The following is a 22,118-nucleotide window of genomic DNA, read 5'->3' on the forward strand; positions in this document are numbered from 1 at the left end:
GGGGTCAATGGACCGCGGAGAAGTTGATGAGCGCTCGCGACCGACCGTGATCGGGGACAAAGACGTGGACCGGTCACAAGCTGCGCATTCGGGTGAAAGAAAGGCTCTGAAATTTCTCACGCTGCGAGAAGTATTTCGGCGCCCCGCAGCGTAGGGGAGGATGGGTGGATGCCACGTGACGACTGGTTGGTCGGCCGCGATCGCGGCAGCGAAGCCACCGAGCGGATCTACACCGCGGCGGCCGACCTCATCGCCCGCCGAGGTTATGAAGGCTTCACGATCGAAGCCCTGGCCGCTCGTGTGCATTGCTCACCCGCGACGATTTACCGGCACGCCGGCGGCAAGTCAACCATCCGCGACGCCGTCGTCGGTATTCACGCGGCTCGCATCGTCGACGCCACACGGGAAGCCATCAAGGACCTTCGCGGCCCGGATCGCGTCGTCGCCGCCACGATCATCGCCTTGCAGCGCCTGCGGTCTGACCCACTGGCCCAGCTCATGCGGTCGATCCACGCGGCTCCGGTCAGCGACTGGGTGATCAGCTCGCCCACCGTGACGAGCTTGGCCGCCGAAATGCTGGGGCCCGACACCGATGATCCGCTGGCCGCGCAGTGGCTGATCCGCGTCTTCCTGGCGCTATGGGGTTGGCCCCTCAAGGACCCGGCCGCGGAACGGGAGTTGGTGCAACGCTTCCTCGGCTCGTCCTACACCTCGAGGAAAAGGGCGAATTGAACAGCGCGAAAAGCGGGATCGGTTTGTGGAGCCTAGGGGAATCGAACCCCTGACACCCGCCTTGCAAAGGCGGTGCTCTACCAACTGAGCTAAGGCCCCTCATCGTGACTGTGTGGTTGACCTGGGTCATCCACAGCCACGTGCCAGACCTCGACTCCACGTCGTGACCGCGCCACCGCTGCCAACACGGCGATCAGTCCCAGTGGCAGTGCGAGTCGTACGCAACGTCTTGACGGGCACATGGTTGTGGGCCTAGGAGGACTCGAACCTCCGACCTCTTCGTTATCAGCGAAGCGCTCTAACCGCCTGAGCTATAGGCCCGTACTCGCGTACGGCCGAGCGACGAGATTACCGCACCAGCCGCCCGACTCCCAAAAACGCAGCACCAGAGCTAGCCATCAGCTAGTCGCGATCGGCCAGAGTGACTTCGATGCCGCCGATCAGATCGGTGGTCAGGTTGTAGACGAACGCAGCGATGGTCGCCATCGCGGTCAGCAGCACGATGTTCACCAGCCCGATCAAGACAGCGCCGCCGAAAATCGTGCCGCTGGATACCAGTTCGCCGCTGCTGCCGCTGGTGTTGTTCAGCAGGTCACCGACGTTGCTGTTCAACTTCGACCACACACCCATGCCGCCGAGCACGAGGTAGAGGAACGCGACGGCGATCATCCACACAAAGAACAACGCCACCGAGAGCAGCAGCGACACCTTCAACGTGCTCCAGGGATCAACCCGGCGGATCTGCATGCTGGCCCGGACCGGGCCTCGCGTCCGCCGCGACACCTGCACCCGGTCGCGGTTTTCCCGGCCCTCCCGGCCTTCCGCCGGTGCCGGACGGCCGGGCGCCGACGAAGCCTCCGACGTCCGTTGTTCGGGTGCGGGCTTGCGGTGCGGGCCACGCGGCACCGGGCCGGACAGATCCGGCAATTCGCTGGCGTAGGCCTCGGCGGGAGATCCCTCGCCGCGGGCAGGCGCCGCGTCGGCGTCTTTCGAATGCGCCGCAGCGCCGGCACCCGGCGCGGCGGTGCCCGAGATGAAGCGGTTCAGCCGGGCCTCAACCCCGCCGGCCGGACCCGACGGCCGCTTCTCGGTGGGCGGCTCGTTCTGGCGGGGCGGGGGCTGCTGGGGCCGGGCTCCGCCACGCTGCCACGGCGGACCGTCCCCGGCCTCCTGGGGACGCCCGCCCTGTGTGGGCGGCGCCGCGCGGCGCGCCCCGGCACGCTCGGCCGAACCATCCCCGTTGGGCACGTCTCCCTTTTTGGGGGCGCCCGGCTCGTTCGGTGAAGTCACCCCGGCTCCTTAGGTCTTCTACCCTGGCCGCGCAGGCGGTGCAGTCGCGTCGTGTCTGGTCGGGCTGAGTCTAAATGCCCAATTCCTCCTCGGGCCGCGCCGCGGCCCGCATCGTCATCGGGCTGAGTCTAGTGGCTTCGTGCCGACTAGCTCTCCGACTCCGCGCCACCTTCGATTTCCTCGACCGCTTCGTCCGCGTTCGCTTCGGCGTTGCGGGCGATGGCCAACAGCGTGTTTTCTTCGCCGAGGTTCATCAGCCGCACGCCCTTGGTCTGCCGACCCGCCTTGCGAACCTGGCCCGCCGCGGTCCGGATGACGCCGCCTCCCGAGGTGATCGCGTACAACTCGCTGTCCTCATCGACGATCAACGCACCGACCAGCCTGCCACGCCGACGGTCATACATCACCGTCAAGACGCCCTTGCCGCCGCGGCCCTGCACCGGATACTCCTCGATCGCGGTGCGCTTGGCGTACCCGCCGGAGGTCGCCACCAGCAGGTAGGTGCCCTCACGGACGACGTTGAGCGACAACAGATAGTCGTCGGCGTTGAAGCGCATGCCCTGCACGCCGGAGGTGGCGCGTCCCATCGGGCGCAGCGCTTCGTCGGTCGCCGAGAACCTGATGGACTGGCCGTTCGCCGACACCAGCAGCAGGTCCTCCTCGGAGGAGCACAGCACCGCGCCGACCAGCTCGTCGTTGTCACGCAGGTTGATGGCCACGATCCCGCCCGACCGGTTCGAGTCGAAGTCGGTCAGCTTGGTCTTCTTCACCAGGCCGTTGCGGGTGGCCAGCACCAGGTACGGCGCGTCCTCGTAGCCACGGATCTGGATGACCTGGGCGATGCGCTCCTCGGGCTGGAACGCCAGCAGGTTGGCGACGTGCTGACCGCGCGCGGTACGCGAGGCCTCCGGCAGTTCGTAGGCCTTGGCGCGGTACACCCGGCCCTGCGTGGTGAAGAACAGGATCCAGTCGTGCGTCGAGCACACGAAGAAGTGCCGCACGATGTCGTCCTGCTTCAGCCCCGCGCCCTGGACGCCCTTGCCGCCGCGTTTCTGGCTGCGATACAGGTCGGTCTTGGTGCGTTTGGCGTAGCCGGTCTCGGTGATGGTGACGACGACGTCCTCGCGGGCGATCAGGTCCTCGTCGTTGACGTCACCGTCGGCGGCGATGATCCGGGTGCGCCGCTCGTCGCCGTGCTTGTCGACGATTTCGGAAAGCTCGTCGTGCACGATCCGGCGCTGCCGCTCGGGCTTGGCCAGGATGTCTTCCAGGTCGGCGATCTCGGCTTCGATCTTGGCGAGGTCGTCGACGATGCGCTGGCGCTCCAGGGCGGCCAGCCGGCGCAGCTGCATGTCCAGGATGGCCTGGGCCTGGATTTCGTCGATATCCAGCAGGTCGATCAGGCCGGCGCGCGCGATGTCCACGGTCTCCGACGCGCGGATCAGCGCGATGACCTCGTCCAGCGCGTCGAGCGCTTTGACCAGACCGCGCAAGATGTGCGCGCGTTCGTTGGCCTTGCGCAGCCGGTAGGTGGTGCGCCGGACGATGACGTCGAGTTGGTGATTGACGTAGTGGCGGATCATCTGGTCGAGGCGCAGGGTGCGCGGCACCCCGTCGACGATGGCCAGCATGTTCGCACCGAAGCTCGTCTGCAGCTGGGTGTGCTTGTAGAGGTTGTTCAGCACCACCTTGGCGACGGCGTCGCGCTTGATCTCCACGACGATGCGCAAGCCGACCCGGTCGCTGGACTGGTCCTCGATGTTGGAGATGCCGGCGAGCTTGCCGTCGCGGACCTGCTCGGCGATCGAGGTGATGAAGTTGTCGTGGTTCACCTGGTACGGCAGCTCGGTGATGACCAGCGAGGTGCGTCCGCGTGAATCCTCTTCTATCTCAACGACTCCGCGCATCCGGATCGAGCCTCGCCCCGTGGTGTACGCGTCGTGGATGCCCTGCGACCCGACGATCAGGCCGTGGGTGGGGAAGTCGGGGCCCTTGACCCGCTCGCGGACCGCGGCCAGCGTGGCCTCCTCGTCGGCCTCGTGATTGTCCAGGCACCAGTAGACGGCTTCGGCCAGCTCGCGCAGGTTGTGCGGCGGGATGTTGGTCGCCATTCCGACGGCGATGCCACCGGACCCATTGGCCAGCAGGTTGGGGAACCGGCTGGGCAGGACGGTGGGTTCCTGCACCCGGCCGTCGTAGTTGGGGATGAAATCGACTGTCTCCTCGTCGATTTCGCGCAGCATTTCCATCGCGAGCGGGGTCAGCCGCGCTTCGGTGTTGTGGCTGACGAAACCGTTGGTGAGGAACGCATGGTCCTCGGTGTCGACGCGAAGGCTGTACACCGGCTGGACGCCGGCCTCGGTGACAAAGGCGACCTTCGCGTAATAGAAGCGTCCGTCGGTGAGTTCCGTTGCGATTGCGCGGACATCCGGGTCGGCGATGTGCGAAAGGATCTCCGCGCCCCGTGTGCGCCACCGCTGGATGCGGTCGATGTTGTGGCGGTTCAACCAGTCCTTGTCGACCCAGCGGCTGCCGCAGTGTCGGCGGACGAACCGTCCCAGGCCGGGAACGTGGTCGCCGTCCATTCCGGCACACGGCGGCATCGCGCCCAGAATCCTAGTCAGCTTGGCTTGTTTCGCACCGCCGAAACCGATTTGCGCGGCGAACAGTTCGGCCTGGGCACGGTTGGTGATGACGACCTTGTGCTCCCCGACGGCGTGCCGGTAGCGGCGCGAAACGACGCCGAACTCGAGCAGCATCTGCTGGACGTCTTTCGCCAGCCGCTCGCTGCGCGTCGAGTACGAGATCTGAATCGTGTTGCGGGGCAGGACGGAGCACGACCCGTCGCCTTCGAACAGCGCCTGCAGGAATGCGCGCTTGACGCAAGTTGGCGCCTGCCAAAGCCATTCCGGTACAGCCTTGTCGGCTGAACGCTGTCCGACGACATCCCAAAGACGGCTACCCCGCAGTGCGTCGACATTGTGGATATCGAGTTCGTACAGCAACGATCCCGACGCAATCGTCCGTTCGGACACGTAACGGGTGCCGCCCACGACCGCGTCATACGCGGTGACCACCGTGTTGAAGAAGTCGCGATCGAGGTTGTTGAAACCGGCGCGCGTTTCGGATACGAAGCCCTCACTGACAAATGCCCCGAGCAGCAAGGCCTCCATCGTCGGCTCCCAGTCGGCGGGACCGAGTTCCATTGGGGGAGTGCGCTGTATCACGACGCAGTCGTCGGGCCGGATCTCTTCGATCAGCTTCCATAACAGGGTCGGTACGCCACCGACGTCGACCAGGCACAGCAACGGGTGGTTTGCGGTGCCGGTGACCTCGTAGCCTTCGGCGGTGCGCACGGTGTAGGTCTGATGGTCGCCCGAATGGAACAAGCGATCCGCCAGAACCGGGTCACCGTGCCGATCGAGAACCTTCAACTCAGTCACGTTGTCCGTATTCGGCTTTGCGCCCGGCACGACGTCGCCGATCCGCACGGATTGCCCGAACGGCAACCGCACCAATGCATCCGCCGTGACGCAATACCTCATGGCCGCCGGCGGGTCGTTGCCGGGCGAACCGAAGTTGCCCTGCCCGTCAACCAAGGGATAGCGCAGCGACCACGGCTGCGCCATCCGCACCAGGGTGTCGTAGATCGAGGCGTCGCCGTGCGGGTGGTAGTTACCCATCGTCTCGGCCACCGACCGCGCCGACTTGGCGTGGCTGCGGTCCGGGCGGAACCCGGAGTCATACATTGCATAGAGCACCCGGCGGTGCACCGGCTTGAGGCCGTCGCGCACCTCGGGCAGCGCGCGGCCGACGATCACGCTCATCGCGTAATCGATGTAGCTGCGCTGCATCTCCTGCTGAATGTCAACCGGCTGGATCCGGTCGACGGAGTCGTCACCTGGCGGCAGCGTGGTGTCAGTCATGTATTCCTCGTTGGTCGGTCAGCAGGGTCCAGTCCGGTGCGGCGATGATCGCTCAGACGTCCAGGAAGCGAACGTCCTTGGCATTACGGGTGATAAAGCTGCGGCGCGCGTCGACGTCCTCGCCCATCAGGATCGAGAACAGCTCGTCGGCGGCGGCGGCGTCGTCCAGCGTGACTTGGCGCAACACCCGGACGGTGGGATCCATTGTGGTTTCCCACAATTCCTTGGCGTCCATCTCGCCGAGACCCTTGTAGCGCTGAATGCCGTCGTCCTTGTTGATCTTCTTGCCCGCCTTCTGCCCGGCCTCCAGCAGGCCGTCACGCTCGCGGTCGGAGTAGGCGAATTCGGGATCGCTGCGCTGCCACTTCAGCTTGTACAGCGGCGGCTGCGCCAAAAACACGTGCCCGTGCTCGATCAGGGGCCGCATAAACCGGAATAGCAGCGTCAACAACAACGTCGAGATGTGCTGGCCGTCAACGTCGGCGTCGGCCATCAGCACGATCTTGTGATAGCGCAGCTTGGTGATGTCGAACTCGTCGTGAATGCCGGTGCCCAGCGCGGTGATGATCGCCTGCACTTCGGTGTTCTTCAACACCCGGTCGATCCGGGCCTTCTCGACGTTGATGATCTTCCCGCGCAGCGGAAGGATGGCCTGGAACATCGAGTCCCGGCCGCTCTTCGCCGAGCCGCCGGCCGAGTCACCCTCCACCACATACAGTTCCGACTTACGCGGATCCGTCGAGCGGCAGTCGGCAAGCTTGCCGGGCAGCCCACCGAGGTCGGTAGCGCTCTTGCGGCGCACCAACTCTCGCGCCTTGCGCGCGGCGATCCGCGCCTGGGCCGACGACACCGCCTTGTTGACCACCACCTTGGCGTCCGCGGGGTTGGCCTCGAACCAGTGCGTGAGTTGTTCGTTGCAGACCTTCTGCACAAACGACTTCACTTCGGTGTTGCCCAGTTTGGTCTTGGTCTGGCCCTCGAACTGGGGTTCGCTGACCTTCACCGAGATCACCGCGGCCAGGCCTTCACGAATGTCGTCGCCGGTGAGGTTCGGGTCCTTGTCTTTGAGCAGCTTCTTGTCTTTGGCGTACTTGTTCACCACCGACGTCAACGCGCTGCGGAAGCCCTCTTCGTGGGTTCCCCCCTCGTGCGTGTTGATGGTGTTGGCGAAGGTGTGCACGGATTCCGAGTAGCCGCCGTTCCACTGCATCGCGATTTCGACCTCGTGGCCCGGGCCTTTTCCGTCGAAGTCGATGATGCTCTGCTGGATCGGGCTCTTGGTGCGGTTGATGTGCTTGACGAAGTCGACGAGGCCGCCGGGGTAGTGGAAGGTACGCTGCTTAACCTTGTGCGGCGCAGTCGATTCCGCCGCCTTTTCCTGGGCCGACTTGGGCGCCTCGGCGGTGTCGCTGACGACCTCGTCGACGACCTCGTCCTGTTCGACGCGCTCATCGGTGAGGTTGATCGTCAACCCCTTGTTCAGGAACGCCATTTCCTGCAGCCGGCGCGCCACCGTCTCGAAGTCGTACTGGGTGGTTTCGAAGATGTCGGGATCGGCCCAGAACCGGATGGTCGTGCCCGTCCGCTTGGTGGCCTCACCCTGTTTGAGGGTGCCCGGTACGGCCTTCTCGTAGTACTGCGACCACTCGTGGCCGTCGCGGGCGATGTCTACCTCGAGACGGGTCGACAGGGCGTTGACCACCGACACGCCCACGCCGTGCAGGCCACCACTGACGTTGTAACCGCTGTTCTCACCGCCGAACTTGCCGCCGGCGTGAAGCTGGGTCATCACCACGTCGACGGTGGGGGCGCCGGTCGCGTGCATCGCCACCGGGATTCCGCGGCCGTTGTCGGCGACCTCGACACTGCCGTCATCGAGGATCCGCACGTCGACCTTGTTGGCATAGCCCGCCATCGCCTCGTCGACCGAGTTGTCGACCACCTCCCAGATGAGGTGGTGCAGGCCACGCTCGCCGGTGGACCCGATGTACATGCCGGGGCGTTTGCGGACGGCCTCGAGGCCTTCGAGCACGGTGATCGCTGAAGCGCCGTAATCGTCTTGCGCCTTCTTCTTCTGGGCAGCCACGGTCGGAATGCTCTCCTTGGGGTTTCATGCGGGCGGTTCCAGTCACCGCAACAGTCGCACACGGCTAGTCTAGCGTGATCCCCCGTCCGCACCGATTTTCTAGCCGCGTTTCTACCCAGCTAACCGCGCCGTGCGGGCGATTTTTTTATTCTGGCCGCGTCCCGACGTGCATCCAGGGTGTCCACGAGATTCTGGCCGATCTGAGCGGCCTGTGGATAAAGCCCTGTCCGGGGGTCGAACGGCGTCCCGAACGACGCTAACCGTAGGTGTCGCGCGGCCCTCTCCCGGAGATGTGGCGCGGCCCCTTGCGCCACGACGGCGCGGTCGGGCCGGTGATTTTCAACGACGTGACCACCCCGTCGCCGACCGCCGCGGCGATTTTGGCCAACAACTGCGCCTGAATCATCCGCAACTGCGTGGCCCACGCCGTCGATTCGGCGGCCACACTCAGCACACCGTCGTTGAGAGAGGTCGGGACCGCGTGGTCGGCGATCTGGTGGCCGACCACCGCTGTCCAGTTGCCCAGCACGGTGCCCTCGGCGACCTGCGCGGACCATCCCCGCTTTTTCGCCAGGTCGCGAGCCACCCTGCCCAACGGTTGGGGGTCACGAACGTCCGGCCCCGGGCCCGACCAGCTGCGCCGCCGACCCGCCACCCGGCGCGGGGACGGCGACACCGCGCGCCCGCGGCCGGCGTCTTTCCCTTGAGCCCGTGCCGCGGCCCGCGCCTCCTCGAGGGTGCGCCTGACCAAGTCGATGCCGCGCAGCTCGCTCGGCGGTCCGCCGGCCTCGGGACCCGGGCCCTCTCCCGTGCCGGTCACGCGCGCATCTCCGATACCCGCCCCGAGTCGCTGTCGCGTAAGTCGACGTAGACCTGTCGAATGTCCCAGCCCGCCGGGATGTCCTCGACCACGGCGGCCGTGACCAGCACCTGCTCTGCCGATTCGGCCACCGCGGCCAGCGCGCGGCGCCGCGCGGCGTCGAGCTCGGCGAACACGTCGTCAAGCAACAACACCGGGTCACTTTCGTCGGCGCGCAGCAACTCGTAGGCGGCGAGCCGCAGCGCCAACGCGAACGACCACGATTCCCCATGGCTGGCAAAGCCTTTCGCCGGCTGATCACCGAGCCACAGTTCCAGGTCGTCGCGGTGCGGGCCGACCAAACACATGCCGCGCTCCAACTCCGCATCGCGCCGCGCCGACAACGCCGCCAACAAAGCAGCTTCCAGGAATTCCCGGTCACCGCCGGCGACATCCGCCGCGGCGTCGGCACCGAGGCTGGATCGGTAGTTGATCGACGCCACCCGCGATCCCGGGGCCAACAGCTGATAGGCCTTCTCGACCTCGGGCGCCAACTGGTTCACCAAATCGATACGGGCGGCCATCAATTGGGCACCGTGTTCGGCCAGGCGACTGTCCCAGACGTCGAGCGTGTCCAGTGCGCCTCGATCGCCCCGATACCGCGCCCCGGACACGGATTTCAACAACGCGGTCCGCTGCCGCAAGACTTTTTCGTAATCGGCGCGCACCGCCGCTACCGCCGGGCGACGCACCGTCGCCAGGTCGTCGAGATAGCGCCGCCGCTCCGACGGGTCACCACGCACCAACGCCAAATCCTCGGGAGCGAACAACACCGCGCGCAGGACGCCGATGACCTCGCGGGTGCTGCGCACCGGTGAACGGTTCAGCCGCGCCTTATTCGCCCGCCCCGCAGCGATTTCCAGATCGACCGCACATTCCCTGCCCTCGTTGACCACGATCGTGGAAACCACCGCCCGCGCGGCGCCGGCCCGGATCAACGGTGCGTCAGTTCCCACCCGGTGTGAACCCAAGGTGCTCGAATACCACAGCGCCTCAAGAAGATTCGTCTTCCCGAATCCATTCGAACCAATGAAGACCGTCCGACCGGGTTGCAAGTCGAGGTCGGCCTGTGCCCAGGACCGGAAGTCGCGCAGTCCTAAATGCCGGACGTACACCTAGCCAGGCAACCGGACGGGCATCAACAGGTAGACGTAATCGGTCGGTAGCGCGCTGAAAGGGCCCGTGCCGGTCGGGTGGCTGTCATCGTCCAGCGCCGGGCGCAACAGCGCCGGCTTGCCCGGGGTCGTGAAACCAAACGACACCCGCTCGGAATGAACCGATCCCAGCCCGTCGGTCAAGTACGTCGGGTTGAAGGCAATCGTCAGCGGCTCGCCGGCGAAATCGATCGCCAGGTCTTCCTCGGCCCGACCGACATCGTCGGCCCCCGCGGACAACCGCAGCGATCCCTCACTGAATTCCATCCGCACCTGAGCGCCTCGATCGGCGACCAGCGCCACCAACTTGATCGCCTCGGTCAACTCCGACACGTTGATCGTCGCGACGGCGGTGTGCTCGGCCGGCAACAGCTGGCGGAACTTCGGGAATTCCGCGTCGAGCAGGCGCGTGGTGCTACGCTTGCCGTTCCCGCTGATGCCGAGCAAGCCGTCTTTTCCGACGCCGGCGCCCGCACCCAGCGACAAACGAACCTCAGAACCGTCGGTGCCGGCCCGGGCGGCTTCGGCCAGCGTCTTGGCCGGGACCAGGACCGCGGCTTCGATGTCCGGTGAGGCCGCCGACCAGGTCAACTCGCGAACCGCCAACCGGAACCGATCGGTGGCGGCCAAGACCACCGTGTCTCCCGAAATCTCAACCCGGATACCGGTCAACATGGGCAACGTGTCGTCGCGGCCGGCCGCGATGGCCACCTGGCTGATCGCCTCGGCGAACAAATCGGCGGGCAGCGTCCCCGTCTCGTCCGGCAGGGCCGGCAGCGTCGGGTAATCCTCGACCGCCATCGTCGGCAACGAGAACCTGGCGTTCCCACAGTTCAGCGCCACCCGATTGCCATCGACGTAGAAATCGATCGGCTTGTTCGGCAACGCCCGGACGATGTCTGACAACAGCCGTCCGGAGACCAAAACACTTCCAGGAGAAGCGATTTCGGCCGCTACCTGCGCTTCCGCGGATACTTCGTAATCGAACCCGGAGATCGTCAGGCCGTCATCGGTCCCGGACAGCAGCACACCGGACAGCACCGGCACCGCGGGTCTGGACGGCAGGTTCTTCGCCACCCACGACACCGCGTCGGCGAAAGTCTCCCGCACCAAACGAAACTTCAAGTCGCTGAGGCCAGCCGTTGTCGTCGCCGCGTCCATAGCGTCCCTTCACCTTCAGCGTTTTCGAATCCATTTTGGCTAGCCTCCCCCCGCTAGCACGGGGCCCCGCCACGAGCGCCGGTGACGCGATGCGCCGACGACGACCGTAACGGCAGTCGAAGAACAACCGTAGATCCTCCGGGGCCATCTTGAAAGCTAATCGCAAAGGCCGACAAAACGATCTGACGATGGCTCTGACGGGGGGTGTGCACCGAACGTCCCCAAGCCTGTATTTCAAAGAAGAACCGATGAAGAGATCTCAGTAACAGTATTAAGGCCTGTGCATTTTGGGGACAGAGCCGTCCCAGTGCAGCTAGCGCGACGATCGGGATGTGGATCGCGGCGCCGGCGGGTGTGAGTCGTGTGTGGGTCCAGTTGGGGACGAACGACAGGTGTGCACCGACCGCCCGATACTGCACCGGCGTATGAGCGCGGTGTCCACAGGCTACGCACATGCCCTGGGTGTGGCGGATGTGACGGACGCGCGAGAAGTTTCTCGAAAAAAATTACGCGCCGAGGCCTCGAAACGCCGGATTCAGCGCTTGGAACGCTGCCGGATGCGAGTGGTGAGCTCCTTGACGTGATCAAAAACCTCACGCCGCTCGGCCATCTCGGACAAAATCTTGCGCTGCGCGTACATGACCGTGGTGTGGTCGCGGCCGAAGGCCTGCCCGATCTTTGGCAGCGACAGATCGGTGAGCTCACGGCACAGATACATCGCGATCTGGCGTGACTGGGCCAGCGCGCGCGTCTTGCCCGGGCCGCGGAGTTCCTCCACGGTGGTGTCGAAGTATTCGGCGGTGGCGGCCATGATGGTGGCCGCACTGATCTGCATGGTGCTCGCGTCGGCGATCAAATCGCGAAGCACGATTTCCGCCAGCGCCTTGTCGATCGGGGTTTTGTTCAGCGAGGCGAACGCGGTCACCCGGATCAGGGCGCCCTCGAGTTCGCGGATGTTGCGCTCGATGCTGCTGGCGATGAGTTCGAGGACGTCGTCCGGGACCGCGAGGCGCTCCATCTGAGCCTTCTTGCGCAAGATCGCGATCCGGGTTTCCAGCTCCGGAGGCTGCACGTCCGTGATCAGACCCCACTCAAACCGTGTTCGGAGCCGGTCTTCCAGGGTGGCCAGCTGTTTGGGCGGTCGGTCCGAGGAGATGACGATCTGCTTGTTGGCGTTGTGCAACGTGTTGAAGGTGTGGAAGAACTCTTCCTGGATACCTTCCTTGCCCTCGATGAACTGAATGTCATCGACGAGCAGCACGTCGACGTCGCGGTAGCTGCGCTTGAAAGCCACCTTGCGGTCGTCGCGCAGCGAGTTGATGAAGTCGTTGGTGAATTCCTCGGTGGAGACGTATTTGACCCGCATCCCCGGGAACAGACGCTGCGCGTAATTGCCGGCGGCATGCAGCAGGTGGGTCTTACCGAGACCGGATTCACCCCAGATGAAGAGGGGGTTGTACGCGCGGGCCGGGGCCTCGGCGATCGCCAGGGCTGCGGCATGGGCGAACCGGTTGGAGGCGCCGATGACGAACGTGTCGAAGGTGTAGCGGCGGTTGAGGCTCGTGACGGCGGCGACGGCGGGGTCGATGGCGTGCGGCCGCTCGGTGAAGTAGTTCGGCCAGCCGGGCTGGGCGCCGTCGACGGCCGCGCCGTTGTCGAACGGTTCGTCGGTGTCGAGGGTGGTGTCGTCACCCAGGACGGAGCTGTCGGACCCGGGGAACGGTTCCGCCGGCGGGATCAACGCGTCCTCGACATCGTCGGGTGGGGGAGCGATGCGGACGCCCAGTTGGATCTGTTGCCCGAGCCGGCGGCTGAGGGCATCGGTGATCGGGGCCCGGAGATGACGTTCGATTTCGTTTTGCACGAAGCTGCTCGGTACCGACAGCAGGGCAAACCCCTCGACGATTGTCAGCGGCCGGACCAGATTCAGCCATGCCCTTTGCTGCGGGGTGAGGGGAGTTACCAGGGTGGTGCGGTTGGCGGCTACGCCGTCTGCGGTCGGGTCGCCGTTGAGCTCGGAAACGACCGCATTCCACACTGTCGTGAAGCCTGAACCCGGGTCATCGGTCAACGACGCATCTCCCTGGTTCTCGAACGTCCCGGGTCGAAGTACAACTCACGCCTGGCGACAAAACGGCTGTCCACATAGTTATACACAGGTGTGGACAGGGTGATCGTATGCGAGCCACAACCTACCGGCGACGGCTCGCGATCTCCGCGCTGGAAGAAAACCCAAAAAGGTTGTCTAGGCAGCTAGTCGATCCACCATCCTCGCTTCGTTGTCGAGCGCTGGTTCAGTCTAAAACGACTTGGGCAGAAGCTAACAGTTTTCCGTGCGGCTGCCAACCGTTCCGCTGCATTCCAATCGGGTCGTTTAGGGTCATTGGGGCCTTGGTTCGGCTCGTTATCGTAGTCGCGCCGGAAGCGAGTATGACCGGAACGGAAAATCTTTCGTCGACCCCCCGCGGCTGCGTTGCGGCAGGCCAGGTTTGACCAGGCGAAGGCTCGTCAGTACCCTCAAACAGTCGCCCGAAAGTCGGCGATACGGCTGCGACCCAGAACCACATGGGGACCGCGCCGGCCAGTAGCAGCAAGACCACCTCCGGTCCGAACGCAGACGAGCCCGAAGCGAAACGTCTGAGCGGCCGGATGGCAAACAACGAGGAGAACGTCGTGGCCAAGGGCAAGCGGACCTTCCAGCCGAATAACCGGCGCCGAGCCCGCGTGCATGGCTTCCGCTTGCGGATGCGCACTCGTGCCGGACGCGCGATCGTGTCCGGTCGTCGCCGCAAGGGCCGCCGCGCGTTATCTGCCTGATCGCGGGTCAGGTCGTTCGGCGGTGCTTCCCGCACGCAACCGCATGACGCGGTCAATTGAGTTTGACGCGACGGTGAAACACGGGATCCGCATGGCACAGCCCGACATCGTCGTTCATTTCCGGCGCGAAACCGGCTCCGGTGACGGCGCGATGGCGCCACACGTCGGACTGGTTGTCGGCAAGCCCGTCGGTTCGGCCGTGGAACGTCATCGGGTCGCGCGCCGGCTGCGACATGTGGCCCGCACGATCCTGGGCGAACTCCAGGAGTCCGACCGGCTGGTGATCCGGGCGTTGCCCGGTAGCCGGACCGCGTCGTCGGCTCGACTGGAGCAGGAACTGCGGCGGTGTTTGCGACGGATGCCTGCGACGGGAATCGCACCGTGACGAGAAGGTCTCCGGTGGGCGCGCTCACCCACACCGCCGGAAGGTCCGTGGCGCGGGGACTGATTTTCCTTATCCAGCTCTACCGGCATATGGTGTCGCCGCTACGTCCGGCGACTTGTCGCTTCGTTCCGACCTGCAGCCAGTACGCGGTCGATGCGCTGAACGAGTACGGGCTGATTCGGGGGAGCTGGTTGGCTGCGGCCAGACTCGCCAAGTGCGGACCATGGCACAAGGGTGGATGGGATCCGATACCGGATCGCCCCGGCTGCCAAGGGAATTGCCAAGATGCCAGCGACGCTCGGGCCGTCCGAGCGACGCGAGGGGAGAGTGAATCCTTTGTCCTTTGACGTTTTCAGCCTCGACTTCGTCTACTACCCGGTGTCGTGGATCATGTGGGTTTGGTACAAGCTGTTCGCTTCCATGCTGGGCCCGTCGAACTTCTTCGCCTGGGCGCTGTCGGTGATGTTCTTGGTCTTCAGCCTGCGCGCGCTGCTCTACAAGCCCTTCGTGCGACAGATCCGCACCACGCGCCAGATGCAGGAGCTACAACCGCAGATCAAGGCGCTGCAGAAGAAATACGGCAAGGACCGCCAGCGGATGGCGCTCGAAATGCAGAAGCTGCAGCGCGAACACGGCTTCAACCCGATTCTTGGCTGCTTGCCGATGCTGGCGCAGATCCCGGTGTTCATCGGCCTGTATCACGTGTTGCGCTCGTTCAACCGAACCACCGGCGGGTTCGGGCAGCCACACCTTTCGGTGGCCGAGAACCGGCTCACCGGAAACTACGTCTTCACCCCGGCCGACGTCGCGCACTTCCTGGACGCCAACTTGTTCGGCGCACCGATCGGCGCCTTCATGACGCAGCGCACCGGTCTGGACGCATTCACCATTTTCAGCCGGCCGGCCGTGATCGCCGTTGGGCTGCCCGTGATGATCCTGGCCGGGGTCGCGACGTACTTCAACAGCCGGGCGTCGGTGGCGAGGCAGAGCCCGGAGGCCGCCGCCAACCCGCAGACCGCGATGATGAACAAGCTTGCGCTGTATGTGTTTCCGCTCGGCGTGGTGGTCGGCGGGCCCTTCCTTCCACTGGCGATCATCCTGTACTGGTTCGCGAACAACATCTGGACCTTCGGCCAGCAGCACTACGTGTTCGGAATGATCGAAAAAGAGGACGAAGCCAAGAAGCAGGAAGCGATCGCACGACGGGCGGCGAACGCACCGGCTCCGGGAGCCAAACCCAAGCGGAACCCGAAGGCGACGTCGCCGGACGGGAACGGTTCGGCGAAGGCCGGCGCGGACGTCGAGGCGACCGGCCCCGCGGACGCGGATTCCGAGGGTGCCGACGCGCAGGCGACGGAAGCCGACGAGACGCCAAGCAATCGCACCCCGCGCCCGGGGGCACGGCCGAAGAAACGCAAACGCTGATACGGGCGGACAAGCGATCGGGGCGACCCTTGGCAGGGCGGCCCCAACTGGGCTCAGACCCATGGATGAGGGAGAGAAAGACATGACAGACGCCGACACCACCGAACGCGACGTGGACACGGAACTCGAGACGCCGGCGCCGGCCGAGGACGCCGCCCAGGGCGACGTCGAGGAAAGCGACGACCTCGAGGAGCGGTTGGTCGCCGAGGGCGAGATCGCCGGCGACTACCTCGAGGAGCTGTTGGACCTGTTGGACTTCGACGGCGACATCGACTTGGACGTTGAGGGGAGCCGGGCCGTCGTGAGCATCGACGGCAGCGACGACCTGAACAAGTTGGTCGGGCGCGGCGGCGAGGTGCTCGACGCGCTGCAGGAGCTGACCCGGCTGGCGGTGCACCAGAAGACCGGCGTGCGGAGCCGGTTGATGCTCGACATCGCCAGCTGGCGCCGCCGCCGCCGCGAAGAGTTGGCGGCGCTGGGCGACAAGGTGGCGCGGCGGGTGCTCGAATCGGGGGAGCGTGAAGAGCTGGCGCCGATGACGCCGTTCGAACGCAAGATCGTGCACGACGCCGTCGCCGCGGTCTCCGGGGTGCACAGCGAGAGCGAGGGCGTCGAGCCGTCGCGCCGCGTGGTCGTGCTGCACGACTGACGTTCCACAGAGTTACAGCGGTGTAGTTCTTCTGGTCCGGAGGGCGTCCGAAGGTTGAAAGTGCACGAGCCAACTAGAGGATGTTTCACGTGAAACATGGCGGTCCGGTCGAAGCCGCGGGGGAGCCCGCGGGCACCGGCGCCGCCGTCGGCGCCCCGCCGGATGCGGCCGCCGCGGTCTTCGGCGACCGGCTCGGGACCGCGCGGCGGTACGCCACGCTCCTTGCCAGTGCGGGCGTCGAGCGTGGGCTGCTCGGACCGCGCGAGGTCGCTCGCATCTGGGACCGCCACATATTGAACAGCGCCGCGACGGCCGAACTCCTCGGCGCAGACGAGCGCGTGATCGACATCGGTAGCGGCGCGGGCCTTCCCGGGATCCCGCTGGCGATCGCGCGGCCCGATCTCGAGGTGGTGTTGCTCGAACCCCTCCTGCGGCGCAGCGAATTTCTCAACGAGGTCGTCAACGAACTAGGGTTGGCCGTCGAGGTGGTCCGCGGGCGTGCGGAAGAACCGGAGGTGCGCCGCCGGTTCGGGGAGAGGGATGCGGCGGTGTCACGAGCGGTTGCGGCGTTGGACAAGCTGACGAAGTGGAGCATGCCCTTGTTACGCCCGGGTGGTCGGATCCTTGCCATCAAAGGGGAGCGGGCGTCCGAGGAAGTTGAACAATTCCGGCGTGTGATGGCAGCATCGGGCGCCGCTGATGTCAGGGTGGTGACATGTGGCGCGACCTATTTGCGTCCCCCCGCAACCGTAGTTTCAGCGCGACGCGGACAGCCGCCGTACCCCAAGTCGGCACGGACCGGGAAGGCCCGAACGCGATGACATCTCCTGGAGATAGGCCCACGACTTCACCGGCGCCCGAGGCCGGCCTAGAGGCGAGGCCCGCGTCCGCGGTGGAGGGGCCCCCGGCCCAGCCGGTAGCCGCCCCGGCGCGGCCCAATGTTTCACGTGAAACAACGGCCGAATTCGATACCCCGATCGGCGCGGCGGCCGAGCGGGCCATGCGGGTCCTGCATACCACGTATCCGCCCCTGCGCCGGCCGGCCCGTCGCCGGGTCTTCACCGTCGCCAACCAAAAGGGCGGCGTGGGCAAGACGACCACCGCGGTCAATCTCGCCGCCGCCCTCGCGCTGCAAGGCCTCAAGACTCTCGTCATCGACCTCGACCCCCAGGGCAATGCGAGCACGGCGCTGGGCATCACCGACCGGAAGTCGGGAACGCCGTCGTCGTACGAGGTGTTGCTCGGCGAGGTCTCCGTCCACGACGCCCTGCGGCAGAGCCCGCACAACGAGCGACTGTTCTGCATCCCCGCGACGATCGACCTGGCGGGCGCCGAGATCGAATTGGTGAGCATGGTCGCGCGCGAGAATCGGTTGCGCACCGCTCTGGCCGACCTCGACAGCCTCGACTTCGACTGCGTCTTCATCGACTGCCCGCCGTCGCTCGGCCTGCTGACCATCAATGCGCTCGTCGCCGCACCGGAAGTCATGATCCCGATCCAGTGCGAGTACTACGCCCTCGAGGGCGTCTCGCAGTTGATGCGCAACATCGAGATGGTGAAGGCGCACCTCAACCCGAAGCTCGAGGTGAGCACCGTGGTGCTGACCATGTACGACGGCCGCACCAAGCTCGCGGACCAGGTCGCCGAGGAGGTGCGCCGCTACTTCGGGAGCAAGGTGCTGCGGACGGTGATTCCGCGCAGCGTGAAGGTGTCCGAGGCGCCGGGCTACAGCATGACCATCATCGATTACGACCCCGGTTCCCGCGGGGCGATGAGCTACCTCGACGCGAGCCGCGAACTCGCCGAGCGCGATTGACCACCATCCGTGAAGGGACGACCATGACGCAGCCGTTACGCAAAAAAGGTGGCCTCGGCCGGGGCCTGGCTTCGCTGATTCCCACCGGTCCCGCAGACGGCGATTCCGGACCGGCGACCCTCGGTCCCCGGATGGGGGACGCGGCCGCCGACGTCTTGATCGGGGGAGCGCCGCCCCAGGACGCCTCGGCCACTGCTTCCATGGGCGCGGTCTACCGGGAAATTGCGCCGGCCGACATCGAGCGCAACCCGCGTCAGCCCCGGCAGGTCTTCGACGAGGAAGCGCTGGCCGAACTGGTGCACTCCATCCGCGAGTTCGGGCTCTTGCAGCCGATCGTGGTGCGGGCAGTCAAGGACTCGGCCAGCGGTGCGCGCTACCAGATCGTGATGGGGGAGCGGCGCTGGCGGGCGGCGCAAGAGGCCGGGATGGCGACCATCCCGGCGATCGTGCGCGAGACCGGTGACGACGACCTGTTGCGCGACGCCCTGTTGGAAAACATCCACCGGGTGCAGCTGAACCCCTTGGAAGAGGCGGCCGCTTACCAGCAGCTGCTCGACGAGTTCGGTGTCACCCACGATGAACTGGCGGCCCGCATCGGACGGTCGCGGCCGTTGATCACCAACATGATCCGGTTGCTCAAGCTGCCGATCGCGGTGCAGCGGCGGGTGGCGGCCGGCGTGCTGTCCGCTGGCCATGCCCGCGCACTGCTGTCCCTGGAGGCCGGTCCCGACGCCCAAGAAGAACTGGCCACCCGCATCGTCGCGGAGGGACTGTCGGTGCGGGCCACCGAGGAGGCGGTCACGCTGGCCAACAGGTCAGGCGCCGCCACGCCGACGACACCGCGGCGCAAGCCGATCCAGATGCCCGGCCTACAAGATGTTGCTGACCGGCTCTCGACCGCCTTCGATACACGGGTGACCGTGAGCCTGGGCAAACGCAAGGGCAAGATCGTCGTCGAGTTCGGGTCGGTGGACGATCTACAGCGAATCATCGACGTCATGACGCCGCCCAAGGCCTGACCTAGGACACGGTGTAATTACGTCACTGTGACACTGGGGTGGATTCGGTCGGAAATTTCCCCTGCCCCGGCGTCATGGCTCAACGAAATTGCATGGGTGGCAACGACTTTCGGGAAACGACGGCCAGCAACCGCCCGCGGTCGGCGGTTCGAGCGCCCGAACCCGCGTCGGCAGGTTAAAGCTGGCCCGATCACGACCACCTCTCCTATCCTGGAGGGGTTGTCGGTGCAGATGGCTGCAGTACCGCACAGGAGCAGGAGGCTAGTGTCCGCTCGAATCACGCCGCTGCGGCTCGAGGCCTTCGAGCAGCTTCCCAAGCACGCGCGCCGGTGCGTCTTCTGGGAAGTCGATCCGGCGACCCTCGGCAACCAGGATCACCTCACCGATCCCGAATTCGAAAAAGAAGCGTGGTTGTCGATGGTGATGCTGGAGTGGGGCTCGTGCGGTCAGGTGGCGACCGCGGTCCCCGACGAGCGAAGCCAGGCCGAGCCCCCGTGCCTGGGCTATGTGTTCTACGCGCCGCCGCGGGCGGTGCCGCGGGCCCAGCGATTTCCGACCGGGCCGGTGTCCGCGGACGCGGTCTTGTTGACGTCGATGGGCATCGAACCCGGCCCGGCCGCCGACGACCTACCGCACGGCTTGATCGCACGGGTCATCGACGAGTTGGTGCGACGCGGCGTGCGGGCGCTCGAGGCGTTCGGCCGCACCCCGGCGGCTTCGGAATTGCAGGATCCGCGACTGGTGGGCCCCGATGTGCGGGCGGTCTTGGAAGCCGTCGGCGATTGCTCGGTGGACCGCTGTGTGATGGATGCGGAGTTCTTGAAGGACGCGGGTTTCGTTGTGGTGGCACCACATACGTACTTCCCGCGGTTGCGGCTCGAGCTCGACAAAGGTCTGGGATGGAAGGCCGAAGTCGAGGCGGCCTTGGAGCGTCTGCTGGAAAGCGCGCATCTGGAGCAGCCCGTCGGGGCCGGCTCTACGGCGGGGAATGCGTCGGGAACCACCCTGGGTGGTTAGCGGGTGGTTACGATCCGCCCAGCTGGCTGGTGCGCTCCACCGACAGTTCGTGGGCCAACAGCTCGGCGAAAGTGAATGTGCCCGTGGGCCTGTCGTTCTTGCCCAGCAGGTAGAGCCGCTTGACCGCGGCGAGGATCCCCTCGGCGATGGCATCGCGGGTCTGGGTGGAGACCAGCATCGCGCGGTCGCGCGGGTTGGTGATGTACCCGATGTCAACCTGGACCGTCGGCATCCGGGTCAGACGCAGCAGATCCCACGTCCGGCCGTGCGTGCGGCAATCGCGTAAACCGGTGCGGGCCACCACTTCTCGCTGGATGAAGTCGGCGAGATTGCGGCCGATGGTGGACACCGAACCATGGGAGTTGCCGAAGTGAAAGGACGCCACCCCGTTGGCCGCGGTGCTGAGCTGATTCTCGCAGCGTAGGCTGATCATCAGGTCGGCGCCGACATTGTTGGCGGTGGCCGCGCGTTCGGCGTCCAAGGGGCTGCGGTTGACCGGACGGGACAAAAAGGTTTCCATCCCGATGGCAGTCATGCGGCCCTCGAGTCGGCTGGCCAAGTCCCACAACACATCTGCTTCGCTGACCGGACCCGACGCACCGTGCACGATCAAGCCGTGGTCGGCGCCGCCGCGGCCCGGATCGATGATGATCCGCTTGCCGGACAGTTTGGGGCCCGAGCGGCGCACCAATTCTTCTTCGCGCAAAGCGTGGGGCGACCCGCCGGAGACCCGTGAACTCAGAAAGTACAAGGACCGCAACGTTTCCGGGCCGCAGATACCGTCGGCGGACAGCCCGTATTCGCGCTGATATGACATCAAAGCGTTGTGCGTCTGCAACCCGAAATAGCCGTCGACCAGGCCGGTGTAAAAGCCGAGATCCTGCAGCCGCGCCTGCAGCGTGGCGACGTCGTCACCGAAGAGGGGCGCGCCGAATTGGTGATACAACGTGCGCGCGCCAAGGCGGTACGACGCTTCCTTGAGTGCGCGGTAGGTGGCCTCGCCGACAATGCCGTCCACGAGCAGGCCGCGATGCTGTTGGAAAGCACGAACTGCCTGGTCAAGTTCGGCGTCGAAGAGTTCGAGGGCCACCTGCCGGCCGGTACTGAGATCCTCGTCGGAGCCATCCAGCAGGCCCAATGAGGCCAGCGTGGCCCGGATCTCGGTCACAGCGGCGCTGCGGTCACCACAGCGCAGCGCGTCGCCGTATTCGCGGCGCGGACTCGACATACCAAGGGCCCTCCGGGACAAAGGCTCATTTAGGGGCAACAGCTCACCGTATTGTCGCAGACGCTTCGCAAATTCCAGAAAACCCCAGGCTATGCACCGGGGTGTGGTGCGACGAGATCAAATGGCGATCAGCTGAGGCCCGGGACGGCGTCCGAAAGCTCGCGCAGCAGCGCCGCCTTGCCCTTGGCGCCGACGATCCGCTTCACCGGCTGGCCGTCTTTGAACAAGATCATGGTGGGGATGGAGACCACCTGGAAGTTCTGGGCGGTTTCCGGGTTGGCGTCCACGTCGAGCTTGGCGACAGTGAGGTGATCGCTACGCTCGCCGGCGATCTCCTCGAGTACCGGCGCAACCATCTTGCAGGGGCCACACCATGTAGCCCAAAAGTCAACGAGCACAGGCTTATTGCTGGATAACACCTCGGTCGAAAATGATGCGTCCGAGACTTCTATTGTGGCCCCGGCCTTTTCGGCATCGGTCATTGTGGTGCTCCAATCAATGTGTCGGTACTGCCCGGAAATTCGGTGGCGTCGCCTTGGGCGGCGGCGCTGGAC

General features: G+C 65.7%; 19 protein-coding genes and 2 tRNA genes. 10 read left to right on the plus strand and 11 right to left on the minus strand.

The features are described from left to right. The first annotated feature begins 168 nt into the window (after nt 1–168). Nucleotides 169–732, plus strand: a complete 564-nt coding sequence (locus tag JF781_RS22645; RefSeq protein ID WP_225329884.1) for a TetR/AcrR family transcriptional regulator — start codon at nt 169–171, stop codon at nt 730–732. Nucleotides 733–758: 26 nt separating this feature from the next. On the opposite strand, the gene JF781_RS22650 is transcribed toward JF781_RS22645, so the two are convergent. The 9 genes from JF781_RS22650 to dnaA form a co-directional block, all read right to left on the minus strand. Continuing rightward, nucleotides 759–831: transfer RNA gene (locus tag JF781_RS22650), tRNA-Ala, on the minus strand. 148 nt (nt 832–979) lie between these two features. Then, nucleotides 980–1,053: transfer RNA gene (locus JF781_RS22655), tRNA-Ile, on the minus strand. An 81-nt stretch (nt 1,054–1,134) separates the two neighbouring features. Continuing rightward, a complete protein-coding gene (locus JF781_RS22660) occupies nt 1,135–2,022 on the minus strand; it encodes a DUF3566 domain-containing protein (RefSeq protein ID WP_225329883.1) in 888 nt (295 codons plus the stop codon). Nucleotides 2,023–2,168: 146 nt separating this feature from the next. Beyond that, nucleotides 2,169–5,948, minus strand: a complete 3,780-nt coding sequence (gene gyrA / locus JF781_RS22665) for an intein-containing DNA gyrase subunit A (protein ID WP_225329882.1) — start codon at nt 5,946–5,948, stop codon at nt 2,169–2,171. A gap of 52 nt (nt 5,949–6,000) precedes the next feature. After that, nucleotides 6,001–8,034, minus strand: a complete 2,034-nt coding sequence (gyrB, locus tag JF781_RS22670; RefSeq protein WP_225329881.1) for a DNA topoisomerase (ATP-hydrolyzing) subunit B — start codon at nt 8,032–8,034, stop codon at nt 6,001–6,003. Between the two features lie 256 nt (nt 8,035–8,290). After that, nucleotides 8,291–8,854, minus strand: coding sequence for a DUF721 family protein (locus JF781_RS22675; protein ID WP_225329880.1), 564 nt, complete (start codon nt 8,852–8,854; stop codon nt 8,291–8,293). Next, the gene (gene recF, locus JF781_RS22680) at nt 8,851–10,008 is read right to left on the minus strand and encodes a DNA replication/repair protein RecF (RefSeq protein ID WP_225329879.1); all 1,158 of its coding nucleotides are present in this window, start codon (nt 10,006–10,008) and stop codon (nt 8,851–8,853) included. Before recF ends, JF781_RS22675 begins: the two co-directional genes overlap by 4 nt. Beyond that, nucleotides 10,009–11,208, minus strand: coding sequence for a DNA polymerase III subunit beta (gene dnaN / locus JF781_RS22685; protein WP_225329878.1), 1,200 nt, complete (start codon nt 11,206–11,208; stop codon nt 10,009–10,011). 535 nt (nt 11,209–11,743) lie between these two features. Next, entirely contained in the window at nt 11,744–13,279 is a 1,536-nt protein-coding gene (gene dnaA / locus JF781_RS22690; protein ID WP_225329877.1) for a chromosomal replication initiator protein DnaA, read from the minus strand. Between the two features lie 602 nt (nt 13,280–13,881). Here dnaA and rpmH point away from each other — a divergent pair. From rpmH to JF781_RS22735, 9 genes are all read left to right on the plus strand, one after another. After that, nucleotides 13,882–14,025, plus strand: a complete 144-nt coding sequence (gene rpmH, locus JF781_RS22695; protein ID WP_003874369.1) for a 50S ribosomal protein L34 — start codon at nt 13,882–13,884, stop codon at nt 14,023–14,025. Nucleotides 14,026–14,047: 22 nt separating this feature from the next. After that, nucleotides 14,048–14,410, plus strand: a complete 363-nt coding sequence (gene rnpA / locus JF781_RS22700) for a ribonuclease P protein component (protein ID WP_225329876.1) — start codon at nt 14,048–14,050, stop codon at nt 14,408–14,410. Next, entirely contained in the window at nt 14,407–14,757 is a 351-nt protein-coding gene (gene yidD, locus JF781_RS22705) for a membrane protein insertion efficiency factor YidD (protein ID WP_225329893.1), read from the plus strand. The genes rnpA and yidD overlap by 4 nt, the downstream gene beginning before the upstream one ends. Then, a complete protein-coding gene (gene yidC, locus JF781_RS22710) occupies nt 14,696–15,835 on the plus strand; it encodes a membrane protein insertase YidC (protein WP_225329875.1) in 1,140 nt (379 codons plus the stop codon). The genes yidD and yidC overlap by 62 nt, the downstream gene beginning before the upstream one ends. Nucleotides 15,836–15,917: 82 nt before the next feature. Beyond that, nucleotides 15,918–16,484, plus strand: a complete 567-nt coding sequence (locus JF781_RS22715) for a R3H domain-containing nucleic acid-binding protein (RefSeq protein ID WP_225329874.1) — start codon at nt 15,918–15,920, stop codon at nt 16,482–16,484. Between the two features lie 80 nt (nt 16,485–16,564). After that, nucleotides 16,565–17,305: a 16S rRNA (guanine(527)-N(7))-methyltransferase RsmG gene (gene rsmG / locus JF781_RS22720; protein ID WP_225329873.1), complete on the plus strand. Its 741-nt coding sequence runs from the start codon at nt 16,565–16,567 to the stop codon at nt 17,303–17,305. Next, nucleotides 17,302–18,300 (plus strand): ParA family protein, encoded by a 999-nt coding sequence (locus JF781_RS22725; RefSeq protein ID WP_374109741.1) that lies wholly within the window; start codon nt 17,302–17,304, stop codon nt 18,298–18,300. The genes rsmG and JF781_RS22725 overlap by 4 nt, the downstream gene beginning before the upstream one ends. 23 nt (nt 18,301–18,323) lie before the next feature. Further along, a complete protein-coding gene (locus tag JF781_RS22730) occupies nt 18,324–19,319 on the plus strand; it encodes a ParB/RepB/Spo0J family partition protein (RefSeq protein ID WP_225329871.1) in 996 nt (331 codons plus the stop codon). Nucleotides 19,320–19,583: 264 nt separating this feature from the next. Further along, the gene (locus JF781_RS22735) at nt 19,584–20,336 is read left to right on the plus strand and encodes an acetyltransferase (RefSeq protein ID WP_225329870.1); all 753 of its coding nucleotides are present in this window, start codon (nt 19,584–19,586) and stop codon (nt 20,334–20,336) included. A 7-nt stretch (nt 20,337–20,343) separates the two neighbouring features. On the opposite strand, the gene JF781_RS22740 is transcribed toward JF781_RS22735, so the two are convergent. Together JF781_RS22740 and trxA are read right to left on the minus strand one after the other, a co-directional pair. Beyond that, nucleotides 20,344–21,564: an N-acetylmuramoyl-L-alanine amidase gene (locus tag JF781_RS22740; protein WP_225329869.1), complete on the minus strand. Its 1,221-nt coding sequence runs from the start codon at nt 21,562–21,564 to the stop codon at nt 20,344–20,346. Between the two features lie 128 nt (nt 21,565–21,692). Beyond that, nucleotides 21,693–22,046, minus strand: a complete 354-nt coding sequence (gene trxA, locus JF781_RS22745; protein WP_008262471.1) for a thioredoxin — start codon at nt 22,044–22,046, stop codon at nt 21,693–21,695. Between the last annotated feature and the right edge of the window lie 72 nt (nt 22,047–22,118).

The sequence above is a fragment of the Mycobacterium sp. WUMAC-067 genome, from assembly GCF_020217485.1.
Lineage (GTDB): Bacteria > Actinomycetota > Actinomycetes > Mycobacteriales > Mycobacteriaceae > Mycobacterium.